The sequence below is a fragment of the Brevibacillus sp. SIMBA_040 genome, from assembly GCF_046535075.1.
Classification (GTDB): Bacteria; Bacillota; Bacilli; order Brevibacillales; family Brevibacillaceae; genus Brevibacillus.
Genome location: NZ_JAWRXI010000006.1, coordinates 310131 through 327097 on the forward strand (window position 1 = coordinate 310131; position 16967 = coordinate 327097).

Annotated in this window: 9 protein-coding genes; 8 read left to right on the forward strand and 1 reads right to left on the reverse strand. The window is 43.2% G+C overall.

From position 1 onward, the window contains the following. Window positions 1–103 precede the first annotated feature (103 nt). The 5 genes from SB752_RS12975 (at window position 104) to SB752_RS12995 (ending at window position 7867) form a co-directional block, all read left to right on the forward strand. Complete coding sequence (locus SB752_RS12975) at window positions 104–625, forward strand: CDP-alcohol phosphatidyltransferase family protein (protein ID WP_410716044.1); 522 nt, start codon at window positions 104–106, stop codon at window positions 623–625. Between the two features lie 164 nt (window positions 626–789). Further along, window positions 790–1248 (forward strand): 3-hydroxyacyl-ACP dehydratase FabZ, encoded by a 459-nt coding sequence (gene fabZ, locus SB752_RS12980; RefSeq protein ID WP_410716045.1) that lies wholly within the window; start codon window positions 790–792, stop codon window positions 1246–1248. 70 nt (window positions 1249–1318) lie between these two features. Next, window positions 1319–2056, forward strand: coding sequence for a WecB/TagA/CpsF family glycosyltransferase (locus tag SB752_RS12985; protein WP_410716046.1), 738 nt, complete (start codon window positions 1319–1321; stop codon window positions 2054–2056). Between the two features lie 27 nt (window positions 2057–2083). After that, the gene (locus SB752_RS12990; RefSeq protein ID WP_410716047.1) at window positions 2084–3184 is read left to right on the forward strand and encodes a glycosyltransferase family 4 protein; all 1101 of its coding nucleotides are present in this window, start codon (window positions 2084–2086) and stop codon (window positions 3182–3184) included. A 174-nt stretch (window positions 3185–3358) separates the two neighbouring features. Then, window positions 3359–7867: an S-layer homology domain-containing protein gene (locus SB752_RS12995; protein ID WP_410716048.1), complete on the forward strand. Its 4509-nt coding sequence runs from the start codon at window positions 3359–3361 to the stop codon at window positions 7865–7867. Window positions 7868–7940: 73 nt separating this feature from the next. On the opposite strand, the gene SB752_RS13000 is transcribed toward SB752_RS12995, so the two are convergent. Beyond that, the gene (locus SB752_RS13000; protein WP_410716049.1) at window positions 7941–8600 is read right to left on the reverse strand and encodes a YigZ family protein; all 660 of its coding nucleotides are present in this window, start codon (window positions 8598–8600) and stop codon (window positions 7941–7943) included. 286 nt (window positions 8601–8886) lie between these two features. On the opposite strand from SB752_RS13000, the gene SB752_RS13005 reads away from it, so the two are divergent. The 3 genes from SB752_RS13005 to SB752_RS13015 form a co-directional block, all read left to right on the forward strand. Beyond that, window positions 8887–10101 carry a TolC family protein gene (locus SB752_RS13005; protein ID WP_410716050.1) on the forward strand — a complete coding sequence of 405 codons (1215 nt, stop codon included), beginning with the start codon at window positions 8887–8889 and terminating at the stop codon, window positions 10099–10101. A 362-nt stretch (window positions 10102–10463) separates the two neighbouring features. After that, window positions 10464–13733 carry an S-layer homology domain-containing protein gene (locus tag SB752_RS13010; protein WP_410716051.1) on the forward strand — a complete coding sequence of 1090 codons (3270 nt, stop codon included), beginning with the start codon at window positions 10464–10466 and terminating at the stop codon, window positions 13731–13733. Between the two features lie 112 nt (window positions 13734–13845). Beyond that, window positions 13846–16967, forward strand: a 3122-nt coding sequence (locus tag SB752_RS13015) for an immunoglobulin-like domain-containing protein (RefSeq protein WP_410716052.1), incomplete at its 3' end; no start/stop codon positions are given.

Sequence of the window (16967 nt, forward strand, 5' to 3'; positions counted from 1 at the left end):
TGGTTAGGGCTCTATTTTTTGAGGGGACTTGTTGCGGTGTTTGTCCGCAGAGTATAATAAACCGAGTGGTTGAAAAAGGAAGCGACTTTTCTTATACGGAGGGATGTCCGTGAATCTTCCTAATTTGCTTACGCTCTTTCGCATCGTTCTCATCCCTTTGTACCTGTACGTCTTTTTTTCCGCAAACCCGTACCATGTAGAGATCGCATTGGCTATTCTGATAATAGCGGGATTGACGGACATTGCGGACGGGTACCTCGCGCGAAAGCATAAGCTTGTGACCACGCTTGGAATCGTGTTAGATCCTCTGGCTGATAAATTAATGATGCTGGCAGTGATTGCGTCATTGTTTATAACGGAGCGGATTAGCATGTGGGCCGCCCTGTTTTTCTTTGTACGTGAAGTGGCAATGATTGTAACAGGAGCTGTTTATCACCTTCGAGGTAAAAAAACAGTCCCAGCCAATACGTATGGGAAATTGACAACTGTCTTTTTGTATGTGGTAATACCATTGATCATGTATAGATATGAGTACGGTGAAATGATTCTCTGGACAGTGATTGCGTTCTCGTTTATTACGAGCGTCATTTATCTGGGGAAGTTTCGATTGTTGAATCGCGCGTAGGGAGAACAGAAAAAGAGCACTTCCGACATAGGAAGGAAGTGCTCCTTTATTTTAACCCCGTTCCCTTCGATTAGCGAAAGGCGGGAGTTGTCTTATTCTCAGTTTGCTTTCAGGTCTTCATGCATGGACAAGTCTAGATAAGTATGGAAATGGAGTTGGGAGTCATGGAAATTAAGGCGCCACTAGATATCGTACAAATTCAGGATATCATTCCTCACCGATACCCGTTTTTACTGGTAGACAAAATCGTGGAGCTGGAATCGGGCAAGCGAGCTGTCGGGATCAAAAACGTAACAATGAACGAGCCATTTTTCCAGGGCCACTTTCCTGGTTATCCGGTCATGCCTGGCGTCCTTATTGTGGAAGCATTGGCACAGGTCGGTGGGGTAGCTATGCTTAGCTTACAGGAACATCAAGGAAAAATTGGCCTGTTCGCAGGAATTGATGAATTCCGCTTCAAGGATCAGGTAAAGCCCGGCGATACGCTGACTTTGGATGTTGAGCTGACTCGTGTTCGTGGTACTGTCGTGAAAGCGAATGGGAAAGCATTGGTAGATGGAAAAGTGGTAGCAGAGGGCGGCATGATGTTTGCATTGACCGCTGGCGATCAAGCACATTCATGACTATCTTGAATGTGCTTTTCTTTTCGGGTAAAATGGCTATTGGGCTACTTATGCATTGAAGGTGAAAAATTTGGCCAAACAGGTTGCAAAAATATTGGATGTACCGTTTTCTACTCGCGGGTTTCGCGATACAGTCGCATACATGGTCGAACGGATTGAGAGTGGACAAAAGACCCATGTGGTAACCGCCAATCCGGAAATCGTCATGCTAGCGAGAGAACATCAGGGCTTTCGTTCTATTGTAGAACAAGCCTATGTCGTTCCGGATGGAATTGGAATCGTATACGCCGCGAAATGGACAAATCAGCCTATCTACGAGCGCGTGACAGGAGTCGAGCTGCTCGAAGCACTAATGGCAGAAGCGAATCAATATGGATGGAAAGTTTATTTGCTCGGTGCCAGCCCAGATGTAATCGAGCTGGCTGCACAAAAGCTGCAAGCTCGTTATCAGAGGGCGCGCTTGGTTGGCTATCGAGATGGATATTTTAAAGAAGCTGATGAAGAACAAATTGTACAGGAGATCGCTGAAGCTGCGCCTCATCTGCTGTTCGTCGCATTGGGCTCACCCAAGCAGGACAATTGGATGGCCGGGCACCGCGAACGATTGAATGCATCGCTCATGATGGGAGTAGGCGGAAGCTTTGACGTAATTTCCGGGAAAGTAAAGCGCGCTCCAAAAGTATGGCAGAAATTGCATTTGGAATGGTTTTATCGACTTGCTTCCCAGCCTTCTCGCTGGAAGCGTCAGCTGGCTATTCCGCGGTTTGTCTTAACCGTTTTAAAAGAAAAATGGAGTAGCCGTTCCTAGATGCATCCGTAGAGAGGAGAACAGTCGATGTCTACATTAATCCTCGGATTTTTGACTTCGCTGATCATATCGTTTGTTGCAACACCGTACGTCAAAAAGCTTGCTGAAAAAGTTGGAGCCGTAGATGCTCCCAACCAACGCAAGGTACATACGCGGATCATGCCGCGTATGGGGGGCTTGGCCATTTACCTAGGCTATATGGTTGCATTCTTTTTGTTTGTTCCCTACACCAGCATGTCTGAAATGCTCGGGATTTTCTTCGGTAGTACGATTGTCATGACTGTTGGAATGCTCGATGACAAATACCAGCTTTCGCCAAAATGGAAGCTGCTTGGACAGCTCATCGCCACGGCTATTGTCGTCATCCCATTCGGATTGAAAATTGGTGTGGTCAATCTGCCTTATATGGGCAGCATTGATTTTAGCAGTGGATGGCTGTTCTGGCTCGCGATTCCGATTACGATGTTCTGGATCGTGGGAGTAACCAATGCAGTGAACCTGATTGATGGTCTGGATGGTTTGTCTGCTGGTGTTTCCGCGATTGCGGCGGGAACCATGGCAGTTGTGGCGCTATTGATGGGAGACTACAAAGTCGCTACGTACTGTTTCGTGCTCCTCGGAGCGATTCTTGGTTTTCTGTACTTTAACTTTCATCCGGCGCGCCTGTTCATGGGCGATACCGGTTCGCTCTTTTTAGGCTTTAACCTCGCTGCACTGTCGATTATGGGCTTTAAAGAAGCGTTGTTCGTTTCCTTTATCATCCCAATCGTCGTGCTGGGCGTTCCGTTGTGGGATACGTTTTTTGCAATCGTTCGCCGCATCGTGAATAAAAAGCCAATTTCCAGCCCGGACAAAGGGCACTTGCATCACTGCTTGCTCAACATGGGCTTGTCTCACCGATCAACTGTATTGATGATTTATTCGATCAGTATCTTCTTCGGAACGATGGCAATCCTGTTGACTAAGACGACCAAATGGACCACGATCATTGTAATGGTGATCCTTTTGATCGGGATACACTTGGGGACGGAGATCATTGGACTCGTCAGCAGACGACATCGTCCGTTGATTAATACGTATCGACGGTTGAAAATTAAGTACGTCGAGCAACAACGGCGAACAAACTAATAAAGTTGAAGCCTCTGCGTCTGTTCAAAGCAGAGGCTTTTTTTTCGTACTATTTAGGTGGAAACTCTTAACTGCTGAAGGTGTTTATCCGATATAGATAAAGAGAAAAAAGTACCGTAGTTTTATAAAAACGGGACAACCAAGAGGTTCAGAATAATGTGGAGAGGTGAAAAAATGAATAAGCTAAATCAACAATTCCGTCGTTGGCTCGCTTTGTGTCTGGCGATGATGCTGCTTGTAACTGGTTTTTTACCGGCTGTTCCTGCTTCTGCAGCACTAGGCTCCAACTGGAATGCTGGGATTACGACACCAACAGATTACATAGCTTCGGGTAGCGGAAACGGTAATGCGTTTACGACTCCGCTCAAGACAATATCGAAACTGGTGTATGGTGTTAAACTTGTCTACAAGGATAATTCCAAAAATGGACAAGGTGTTGATGTGTTGATTGACGGAATTGCACTTCCGAACACACAACTTTTTGTGAACAACACGATTACTCTTCCGGATTTTAATTTAAACAGCAGTGGGGCAGTGACAAAAGTTACTGTCAGACCAAAAGTCTCACTTGATCCTACGAATGATACATCAGAAATTTACTTTCAATATACGCCAAGCCCTGCTCAATCTGGAACAGGACCTTTGCAGTTTACGAATTCGGGGCAAGGTGAATACGCTAGTGACCCTAAGCCGGTAAGCAGCCGTACAGTATCTGGACTGCAATACACGTACAATGTTTCTGCTGCCGTAGATAAAACGCAGGCGGTTGAGGTTCAAGTGAACGGCACTACGATCCGTACCGTATATGGTGCAGGTGGACCTGCTAAGCCATTACCAGACTTTGATCTAGCTCCTGGGTTAAATGCGGTACAGATTTACGCTCCTAATACAGGCGAGCGAGATGTTATTTATTACGAGTACAACTCGATGAATAGCCCAATTACCATTACCAACTTTGCAGGTGGTACGACAGCTTACAATCCTGTCGTTTACGGAGATTCGACCATTACGCTTACGGGTACGTACGGTAGCGGTGTAACGGGAAGCAGTCTTCGCCTGAAGCTAATCACCAATAATGGACAAACCGTTCAAGATTTGAGCAATACCGCACCGTCTATTAGTGGAAGCACCTTTACTTTCCATAACATTGGTTTGAAGCCAGGTCTTAATCAGATCGCGTTTTATGAGAAAGTTGGGAATGTAACCAAAGAGCATTACCAATTTTACGTTCAGTATAATAACACGCCACTCGTTAGTGACTTGAGAATTAACGACACGCCACTGAATGATCCGAATGTAACTACAAATCCAACGTATATTACCGTACCATCGCTGAATCGTCTCAATCTGAATATGGACGGGAAAGCACTCAACGCAGATAGCGTCGAAGTAAAAAACCTGCGTACAGGTGATGTTGTCAAAACACAGGTAAACCGTACAGGTTCGTTTGGACTGAGTGTTCCATCATTACTAGGGGAAAACTCATTGGAAATCAGAGTCTTTAACCAAAATAAAGAGGTCGGAACGTTTACACGAAATCTGATTGTAGCGACAACCTCAGCAGGTAGTTCTGACCAGTTTTACAATGTTACTTTGGGTGGTGTGGCGCTGACACCTAACCAGCCAGCACTAGTAAAAGGGACGGCCGTTTCTCCAGCTATGACTCTAACCGGAAAAGCATTGCTGCGTTTTGTAGATATTCCAGGGCAGCAGTTGTTCCAAGACTTTAAGGTTACGATTTATGAAGGCTCCAACAAAACAGAATTTACAACAGGTGTAACCTTCTCACCTATCGGAAATCCACAAAGTGGCTTTACTGAATATACGGTGAGTCTGCCGGTTCCGGCGGGTACATTCCAGGATGGAAAAACGTACAAGGTTGCGCTGAGCTATCAGTATCTAGAAAAAGCATCGGATAACACAGTTACATCACCGTCCGGGTACATTGGAATTGCTAACTACGAGTATGAACTAAAGTACTCGGATAGTACAAAGCCGAGTATAGAGCGCGTAATCAATTTGGCTAATGCACAGGTATTGACACCAGCAGCTGCTAATATAATCGTTACATCTCCATTAGAGCTGAATGTAGTAACACAAAATATAGCTGCAACAACGGGGAATATCTCGATTGTATATAACAATCAGACATTGACCTCAGGGACTGATTATGTAATTAACGGAGCTGGAACCAACGGGTTTACACTCACGTTGAAAAAACTGTCCCAAGGATTAGGCAAACTCGAAATTGGATACACAGGAGCCAACCCAACATCCGCTACTTATACACTCGATGTGAGAATTACACCTTATGTACAAATGACATATGTAGATGCTACTGGCCAAGTACGGAGCTTTGAGGATGGCTATCAGGTTAAGAGTGAAAACGACATTCGAAATCTCGACGGTAAAGTTTACAATTATGTATTGAAAACAAGTAACATTGAAGCAACCTTGAATAGCACGCCAATTACAATAAAAGCTAGCAATATCGATACAAATAAAGGAACGTTCCTGATTGAAAAAAGTGAGTTGAATTACAAAAAAGGAAACAACGTTCTGAAGGTCACTTTGAAAGATGACCCACAAACAGTCTTTACGTACAATGTTTCCTACAATTCATCCAAAACACCAGCAGTGGAAGATATTAAGCTGGAGATTACTTCTAATGGTAAGACAGAAGAACTGACCAAAAAGGCAGCAGATCCTTCATACCGTACAGGTGCTAACTTCTTGAGTGGTCTGAGCTTTACGGTTAAGGATGCGACACACGTATACATTGAGAAGAATGGAAAACGCATCAATGATTTCCGTTTCAAGAACGGGGATTGGGATCAAGACGCTACAAATCAGGAATACGTGAATGCACGTTTGGAAGCAGCATTGAATAACGACCTGAGAGACCTGTTTGACGATCACAATATTGATTCGAAGTCTCGTTCCCGATTTGAAGGAAAAATGAGCACGAAGAAGTATGGTGATCTCGTAGAAGAAATTCAGGATGCTGTTACTGATGCTAAAGAACAAGAACAAAAGCTTGCACTCTTCCCTCTTACCTTGAAAAAGGGTGGGACGACTGTATACACAATCGTAGCAGAAGATGACAATGGAACTGTGATTCGCTATGACATAAACATCGAACAGAAATATTCGAGTTGGGAAGTTCTCTCACCAGTAAAAGCGAAAGAAACGGATCAATACATCATCGTAAATAGTAACAGTGCGGTTGTGAAGGTTTTTGCAGAAAATGCAAATAAGGTCATGTTCGGTAAAACAGAAGCCAAAGTAACGAACACGACAAACCCTGATTTTTATTACGATGATGATTCGGGTAAAACAATCCCAGAAACCTACTACGTCTTTACATCGACTGTTGCACTTAAAAAAGGTCTGAATACAGTGAAGTTCTCCGTAGTAGTAGGAGATAGTACGTATAATGACGAGATCAAGATTTACAATGCCAACTCCACTGTTAACGGTGCAGAGTACCGCGATGTGTTAGGCAAAAAAGTATCTTTTAGTGTTTTTGATAAGCAGTTTGACCTGAAATTCCCTGCAGGTACAGTTTTGTTGTCTCCTGATGACAGCCGTGCAGGTCAAGAAGTTAAAAATCCGAATGGAGATATTTTTGTAGATGTTCCACTCTATTTCGGGATCGCGGACCGTACTACAGGTCAAGTAAACATTGCCGACGACAATTTAGAGGACAGGCTGGTATTAGAATCTAACTTTAACTATGCGAGTCCACTATACTACGTCGATGCTGGCGACACCGAAGCTCCTGGCGGACGTGACCCATACTACGATGAGGGCGATGCTGAAGACTTCAAGAGCCGTTGGCAAGATAACCTCGTGCCAAGCCGCAGAGGAACACTTACGATCAAATACGATGCTTCAATTGTTAATGCTGCCAACAATATTTTAACCATTTATTATCACAATGGTGATGAGTGGAGAAATCTTGGAGGGGTAGTAAATACTGGTTCCAAAACGGTACAGGTTCCCTTTGCAGGATTTGGTTTCTATATGGTAATGAAAACGAGAGAATCTTATGACGATGTCGTAAGTCACGATTTTGCCCGTGACGCGATGGAGACCTTGTATGCAAAAGGAATCATGCCAGCATACAGCGGTAGTAGCTTTGGGGCAAACCGCGATATGAGACGTGGTGAATTTGCAACCATGCTCGTAAAAGCAATGGCACTTCCTATTAATGCAGGACCATATCGAGATAGTAATGAGCGCGATCCGTTGGAGCCGACCTTTACTGACGTTCGACCAAACAGAGATGCGTGGGATTACGAGTACAAGTATATTGAGACAGCTGCGCGCGCGGGAATTATTCGCGGAAAACAGCCTGGCTACTTCCGTCCTGATGATTCACTGACTCGTGAAGAAGCCGCGATCATGATTGCTCGTGCGATGAATTTGAAGTTAGGCACTCTTGATGCATCCAAACTGGCGTTAGGTAAAATGTTTACAGATGCGAAAGATGTGGGGTACTATGCAGCGCCATCTGTACTCGTCGTCAGTAAAGCAAAATTAATGAACGGTGAGCCGAATGAAGTTGACGTGAAAAAACCGACCTACAGTTTTAAACCAACAAACAACCTGACTCGTGCCGAGATGGCCATCATCACCATCCGCGTCATGGTTCAGCTGAAAAAACTGCCTAAGCAGTAAGCGCAAATGTAAGACATATATAATAGAAGAAAGCTGAAGAAGACATTCGTCTCTTCAGCTTTTCTTTTTCGATTTATTCACTATTGTCATCCTCGATTGCCTCTACAGGAACCTCTACATACTCTTTTTCACCTAGATGAATCTGAGCCTGTCCATTCGTTAAATCCACCATACGATCTACAAAAGCATCCTGTTCGCCCTCTGGAATTAGGACATGCGCCGTTACCTTGTCCGTAAAATCAGTACCACTCACGCGAAACTCACCGATGCGCAGGTCATTTTCTACCTTTCCCCACCAGGTGTAATCCACACTGACAGAGATTGTTTGATGCAGAGTGTGTACAACAATTTTGGCTGCCTTTAGTGCCGTCACTGTGCCAGCGGTATAAGCGCGTACCAGTCCGCCTGCACCCAGCTTGATTCCGCCAAAATAACGGGTAACGACTACGACGGTATCCTTGACACCGTTTTTCTTGATGCATTCCAAAATGGGCTTGCCTGCCGTACCACTCGGCTCGCCATCATCACTTGATCGCTGAATCTGATCATTTTCGCCTATGACAAAAGCAGAGCAGTTATGGGTTGCATCCCAATGCTTCTTTTTAATCATGGCAATAAACGCAGTTGCCTCTTCTTCTGTTGTTACCCGCTGTGCGTAACCGATGAACCGGGAACGCTCAATAACGATCACGTCTTCTCCGTAACCTGCTACAGTCTTGTATTGCGTAAGCATCGCTCATTCACCTCAAGAAAAGGATAGCATGTGCAAGAATTGTTGGCGAATACTGAAATGTTTTTGACACATAATCGTAGTAATCTATGGGGCAAGAATGGACTAAAACGGAAAGGGAGGACCTATATATGATAAAGTGTGCGTGATCCCTTATGAAAATGCTGGCATATCATTAATTTTTCGTGTACGAAACTTTACTCTGTGATATAGTGATTTTGGGACAAACTGTTATATTTCAAGTGGTGAAAGATTTTATACTCAATACAATTTAAAGGAGTGGAAACAAGTGAACTTTCCATACTCAAGCAAAAAATGGATGACGATCAGTTTGGCAGCCGTGTTGACGACAGCGATTGGCGCAGGAACCTTAACTGCATCTGCAAATACAGGTTCTGAGGCAGCGAAAACGACTGCGACGGCACCAACCCAAGCACAAGCAACACCAAATAAAGTAGCTGCGGAGACAGGAACTACCTCTACACCTGCTGCAACTACAGCGGAAGTACTTACGCTCGAAAAAGCAATTGAACAAGCTCTGCAAACGAACACCACGCTGGTTAATGCGCGTCTGGATGCAAAGAACGCAGATCTAAACCAAATGCTCACTTATAAAACATCAGCAGATATGCCATCAGAAATGATTGAATCACTTGAGGCGGCAAAAGCGAAGCAAGTGGGAAATGCTCAAGGAGAAATGACTAAAAAGTTAAACGCTCTGGCGGTAACCGCGACAGAAGGGAAAATAAAGCTTGGTGCCCAAAACGCTTTCTATAACCTAATATTTGCTCAAGATGATTATGAATTGAAGAAACAAAGCTTGCAGCGTGCAGAAGCGCAACTGAAAGTAGCAAAGGCAGCCTTTGATGTAGGAACAAAAGCAAAAACAGATGTCCTCCAAGCTGAGATGGGCTTAGCAGGTGCACAGGCAGCTCTGACCCAGGCAGAAAACGCAGTTCAGGTTTCTGTAATGGAGCTGAATGATTTCCTCGGTGTAGAGCTGACGAAAAAGTGGAAAATCACATCATCGAATAAACAGACTGCACCAGTCACAATGACGATGGAACAAGCACAGGCACAAGCACTTACAAAGCGTGTGGAAATGACAAAAGTTCAGGAAGAGTTGAATTTGGCCGAATTGAATGTCAAGCTCATCAATGAGTATTCCTTCCTTTCCACCATGCCAGGTAAAATTGCTCGGAACAACGTTGAGAAAGCACAAAAGGCGATTGAAGAGCAAAAACGAACAATCTCCAAAGAAGTTGCGCAAGCATACCTCAATCTTGATGCATCAAGACAAGCAATTGATTTTCAAAAGAAAGCGAAGGATTCTGCGGCAGAAAGCTATCGCTTGACCAATTTGCGCTTTGAAAACGGGCTTGCAACTACACTCGAAGTTGTTCAAGCAGAAGAAGAGCTAGCCAACAGAGAAAACCAGTACCAAAAGGCGATTCTTACCTATAATCTGGCTGTTGTAAACTTTGAAACATCGCTCGGCAATTAAGTAAAGCCACTCAAGCAAGATTTGTAAGGTTTTGAATGGAATTGGAAAAAGGTTCAATGGTGACAGTCCGCCCCACGTACCCTATAATACGAAGTGTGGCGGATGTCACTTCGTACATAATACAGGTGAATATGATCTTCAAAAAAAAAGGTAAACTTTTTTTCGAAGGTACCGCAACTTTTGATCTGCTCAGGCGTTTAATAGGATGTCACACGAAAAACGGGGAATTGTGTAAAAAAGATTCACGAATTCTAGCACTTGTGTTACACTAGTGATTGTTGCATTTTACACAATACTGAATATACTAGAGGTTTTTAACACAGAAAAAGCGAAGCTGTCCTGCGAAAGGAGGTGACACGCGCTTGCAGGATTCGGGCTTTAAAAAGAAAGATAGATTAACAACAAATATTCCCCAAGAACAATTTGTTTATACTAGAGGAGGAGAACACAAGGTTATGAAAAAGGTCGTTAACAGTGTATTGGCTAGTGCACTCGCACTCTCCGTTGCTCCAATGGCTTTCGCAGCAGAAGATGCAACTACTACAGCTCCTAAAATGGATGCTAATACAGAGAAAATGGTAAAACGCCTTGAAGCTCTTGGCCTGGTAGCAGGTTATGGCAACGGCGAGTATGGTGTAGAAAAAACAATCACTCGTGCAGAGTTCGCTACTCTGATCGTTCGCGCTCGCGGACTGGAGCAAGGTGCGAAACTGGCACAATACAACACTACTTATACAGACGTTAAAACTGGCGATTGGTTTGCTGGTTATGTAAACGTAGCTTCCGGCGAAGAAATCGTAAAAGGTTTCCCGGACAAATCTTTCAAACCACAAAACCAAGTTACTTATGCTGAAGCAGTAACCATGGTTGTTCGTGCACTGGGCTATGAGCCATCTGTTAAAGGTGTATGGCCAAACAGCATGATTGCTAAAGCTTCCGAGTTGAACATCGCAAAAGGTATCAGCAACCCTAACAATGCAGCTCTTCGTGGCGATGTATTCAAAATGATCGACAACGCACTCCGCGTTAAATTGATGGAGCAAGTTGAGTTCGGTACTGACATTCGTTTCGCAGCTACTGACAAAACTCTCTTGACTAAATACCTGAAAATCACCGTTCGTGACATGGATTGGACTCACGAATCTGGCAACGATTCCGATGACTTGCCACTCGTAACCAACGTACCAGCAATCGGCTTGGGCAAATTGAAAGCTAACGAAGTTACTTTGTCTGGTAAAGATGCTGGTCTTGGCAACACTACTTACAAAGTAGCTGATGGTATCAACCCTAACGAGTTTGATGGCCAAAAAGTACAAGTTTGGATCAAAGACGACAGTCAAAACACTATCGTTTACATGGAAGGCTCCGAGGACGAAGAAGTTGTTATGGACCGTGTGAGCACTTTCTTGCTGAAAGGTAAAGATACTGTTAAGGCTTCTGACCTGACTAGATCTGACCTGGAAGATCTGAAACTGGAACTGGATGCAAGCGGCAAATCCTACCGTTTCACAAAAGATACCAAAGTTACTTACAACTTCACTCGTTTCAACGATCCAGTTGATGGTCTGAAAGCTATCATTACTGACAATGATGTTTTCGGTGTAAAAGTTGTATTGAACGGCAACAACGAAATTGCTTACATCCATGTTATCGATGACCAAACTATCGATAAGAGCAAACCAGGTATCAAATACGGTTCCAAAGTAATCTCCAAAATCGATGCTGATAAAAAGAGAATTACTAACCTCGACAGCTCCAAGTTCAATGAACTCGATGGCCAAGACGAAGGTAAAGACTTCATCGTATTCCTTGATGGAAAACCAGCTAAATTGAGCGACTTGAAAGAACGTGACGTTTACAGCGTATACTACGCTGATGGCGACAAGGATAAATTCCTGGTGTACGCTAACCGCAACGTAGTAGAAGGTAAAGTAGAAAAAATTGTTAGCCGTAACAAAGACGAAGTTCGTCTGACTGTTGGTGGCAAAACATACAAAGTATATGACAATGCTTCCTACACTGAGGATGCTAACAAAAACGTTAAGAAGATCGACAGCAGCAACCGCGATCTGATCAGCAACCTCGATGGCGAAGAAGTAAAATTGCTTCTGGATGCTTCCGGACGTATTCGTCACATTGAAACGAAAGATGCGATCGACGACCGTAAACCAAAAGCAATCGTTACTCGCCAAGTTATGGAAAACACAAGCAAAGACACTTTTGATTTCGTAGTTTTGACTGCCAAAGGCAAGAAAGAAACTATCTCTATCGATAAGAAGTACATCTACGATAAAGATGGCGTAAACTACGATAAAAACGGTAAAGAAAGCGAATTGAGAAGCATCCTGACTCCTAAGAAGGATGGCACAACTGCACTGCTGGAACTCTCTTATGACTCCAAAGGTGAAGTTGATAAAGTTCGCATCCTGGATCGCAAACTGAAACATGCTTCCGGATCTACTTGGAACGACTTGGCTGATGAAGATGACAACGCAGTAGGCGATTACGAAGTAACCGACAAAACTGCAATCTTCAAAATGACTGGTGCAATTGAAAAAGGCAACCGTGATGAACTGAAAGGTGCTTCTACTGTTAAGTTCAAATCCATTGCTGACCAAAACAAACTGGATGTTTACTACTCCGTAGATGAAGACAAAGCAGAAGTTGAAGCAATCTTCGTAGTTGAAGGTGTTGGCCTCGGCGGCGACGTTCAATACGGTTTGGTTAAACAATACGGTGTTTCCAACAAACAAGATACCATCACTGTGGTAACTAAAGAAAAAGACGGCAATGCTGTTGTTGAAAAAGAGTACAAATTGGATGACGACAAAGAAGAACTCGAGCGTTACAGAGAAATCAGACGCGGAGACTTCATCGCGTTCACTCTGAGCTCTGAGGATGAAGTTGAAGTTGACACTGTAGTTGAAGTTGTTGACGCTGGCTCCTTGAGCACTAGCAGAATTACCAACAAGGCTTATCCAAAAGTATTGGCACAAAGCAAACTGGATACTGCTGGTATTGACAAGTTGGCTGTAGCTCGCGTTGATAAAGTTGATAACACCACTATCACTTTCGAGCCAGAAGATGGACCTAAAGAAACTTTCTTGACTAAAGCTTCCACTGCTTACATCGACATTTTCGATGATCTGGAAGGCAAAGATGGCGTAGATGAAGGAAGCTACATTGTAACAATCGACACTAGTGACTCTAACGGTACCCGTTTGGACTACGTCCTGATCGTTGCTGACGAAGATTACATCAACAAAAACGACATCACTGAAGCAGCTCTGAACAGCTTCTTGAAACAAAAAACTGTTGAGGAGCCAGAACCAGGTGATTGGGATGCTATCGACACTAACATCGAAGGTAAAAAAGCACCAGTTGTTGGTGAACTGAATGCATACCGTGTTATTGCTAAACTGAAATCTGGTGTAAAAGCAGAAGATGTTGAAACTGTAGAGTTCTACATCAATGGTAAACTTGTTGATGCTGACGATTACCAACTGTCAGTTAAAGACGGCCAAATTAAAGTTGATTACACTACTGATGTAGAAGTAACTTCTAGCAGATTGAAAGTTACTAACGCTGAAGGTAAATACGATACAGCTACTGTAACTTTCGTAAAGGCTTAATTAAGTTATGATAGCAGAGCATAGAGGGGATTATTCCCCTCTTATGCTCTCATCATAGCTTGCGCTTTATAAAAATAGAGACTTCCTATCAAACATACGGAGGGGTAAGTACGTGAATAAAAAAGTTGTTCTTTCAGTTCTTTCGACAGCACTGGTATCCAGCATGGCTGCTTCCGCATTTGCAGCACCAAATAACGGCCTCTACATCGGTGGCGACTACAAAAAGTTTTATAATATTGACCGCTTTTTCGATCTGACTCCAGATGCTAAAAAGACATTCTATGAAGAGATCGGCAAAGTTGGTTTTGGCAACCTCGTGTACGTTGACCACAAAGGTAAAGGTGCTTCTTATGACAGCATCCTTGATAAAGGCTTCGAGAGTGCATTGAATGTACCGCTTAAAGCTTCTGATTTTGCAGATAACTATAAAGTGGTAAAGGCTGATGGAACTGCAACTGAAGACTACGATGTTCGTAAAGAGTTCCCAGACCCAGGTACAGATTTGAAAGTTGAATCGGTAAGTGCTATTAACGGTACTGAAGTAATCGTTAAATTGGAAAACGTTCCGGCAACGCTTCCACTACCTAGCTCTTTTGCAGTCACAGATAGCAACGGCAAAGTTTATGCTGTAACTAACCTTGCTGCAACTGCAACAGCAGGCGAATACAAGCTGACACTTGGAACTGCGGTTGAAGGTAAGGGTACACTTACTGTTAAACACGGTTCATCTCAAGCTACAAAAGATTTCGATACAACAATTGCAGGGCTCAAACTGGCTATTGAAGTAGCTGATGAAGATTCCAGACTGATCGCTGATGGTGCTGATAATACAATCGTAAAAATCACCGTTAAACGTGATGGTGTAGTTGATGAAAACTTTAAAGGTGAAGTTAAGTTCCAATCCTTGAAAGGTGCGAAGTTCGCTAAAGAAGCGGTTGCATTTGACAAGGGTGTAGCACAAGTACAAGTTACTTCGATTTCTTCGCCAGTAGTTATCAATGACACAATTATCGCTACTATTTCGCAAGCAGACGATGCTGAATTTATCGGAGAGCGCATCTCAGTTAATCTTCAGTACGTACCAGCAGATGGTAACGGTGATATCGATAAAAAGGTATTTATTACTTACGCTGAGTCCGACCGTGCCAGTGATGTGTATGTTAAATTCAATGATAAAATTGACTTTAACAAACTCTATGCTGACTGGAACTACGGTTTAGGTGCTGCTGAAATTATCGTAAGAGGTAAAGGTCTTACTAACAATGCAGAGGTTGATAGAGCTGTACTGGACATTGTTAAGGTAAACGATACTACTGTAAAATTGGTTTTGGCTGAAGGCGAAGCTCTTAAAGATAACTCTGCAGTTAAAATCTTGGTTAATGATGAAAGAGTAAAAGGTCTTCTACAAAAGAGCGAATACACGTTCAATCTGGTAGATTCTGACGCTCCAAAAGCAATAAAAGTAACTGCACCAGATTACAAAACTCTTGTAGCAGAATTTAACGAACCTGTAAGTAAAGAAGTCGCTGAAAAAGCAGCAAACTGGGTACTGAATGGTCACCGCTTGACAGCAAGCGACATCGTTTCTATCGAGGTTGGTAATATTGTGGATGAAGACGGAACAGTTGCGTCTTATGTACGTCCAACAGCTACTACCTCAGGTATCGATAATCGCCACTTTGTAACTATTAAGCTTACAGAAACAACTGGAAATGGTGTGAATTACTATAAGAAGCAAGGTGCAAAAAACTTGCTCCAAGCTTATAACATTCACGACTATGCTGGAAAAACAGACACAACAGGACAAAATACTGCTACAACTCAAGAATTTGAATTTGTAACACCGGTTGTTCCTGAAGCAGGATCTGTTGATTTCACACTGCAGTCCCCTGAACAGTTCAAAATTAAGTTTGACGAGCCGGTACAAAAAGTCGGCGGCGGAGTCTTGACTCTGGCTGACTTTAATTTCGAACGTCAAAATGGTGTAGATGCAGATGGAAAACCAGTTTGGGTTGCATATAATGACGCAGCTGGTCTTGATTTCCCTGTTACACTAACTGAAGAAACTAGCTCCATTTATTACTTCGAGTTGCAAGAGGACTGGACAGAAATTCTGAATACTAGAGCTAACAACATCAACTACTACACACCAGGATACAACCAAGTAAGACTGACTCTCAAACAAAATGCAATTGAGAGCAAGCGAACTGGTGCTAAATATGCAAAGGATGTAGCAAAAGTCATCCAATTGGAGCTTGATGATGTAGCACCAACATTTACTGCAAAACAAGTAGTTGAGCTGAATGTTCCTCAAAAGAGAGTTGCAGTTACTATGAGCGAACCTATTCAAATGGTTTTGGCAGATGGTACTGCAGTAAATAATGAGGGTGTAACAAAATCCCAAACTCAAGAAAAAGTTCCTACACCGACTTTCGAGTTTGTGAGCGCCGACAAGAAAACTACTATCCTTGGTAAACTTGTTGATAATACCTTGTCAAAAGATGATACTAAATTTGAGATTGAACCTATTGAGCCTGATAAGTTGACTCCTGGAAACTGGACAGTGTACATCCGTTCTATCTCCGATGATATCGGGAATACTTCTGATACACTGAAACAAGACCTGACCATTCTGCCAACAGAGCAAGAAACTGGTAAGGCACAAATTATTTGGGCTGAAGCGATTGACAACATCGACACTTTGGCAGATGGAATTATCAAACCTGAAGATGTTGTGATTATCCAGTTTGGTACTGAAATGTCCATCGATGCTTTGAAATCTTCCATCTACCAAGTAAATGGAAAATCGCTTCCAGAAGGAGTTAACATTACTTCGACTGAAGCAACTTACACAGCTAGTGGCCTAAAAGGAACTCGAGTAACAATTACGTTACCGAAGACATTCCTGGGCAATACTAGCGATAACATTGTTGGAACTGTAAGTGAGCCACATATCTTGAACGTTAACAAACGTTTGGAAGATGCTGCTGGCAACCGTATTGTGACTCCATCTGAAGTTGAATTGACTTATGATCTTGACGGAACAGGAACACTGTATGTGATTCCAGCTGTAGAAGATTTAGTAAAAGGTGATAAACCTGTAGTTGAACCAACAGACGGAGAAGCGGTAGCAGCTGCAAAAGCAGCCCTAGACCTTGGCGACACAACAGCAGTAACTGCTAACCTGACTCTGCCAGCAACAGGTGCAAATGGAGTAGCTATTTCTTGGGCTTC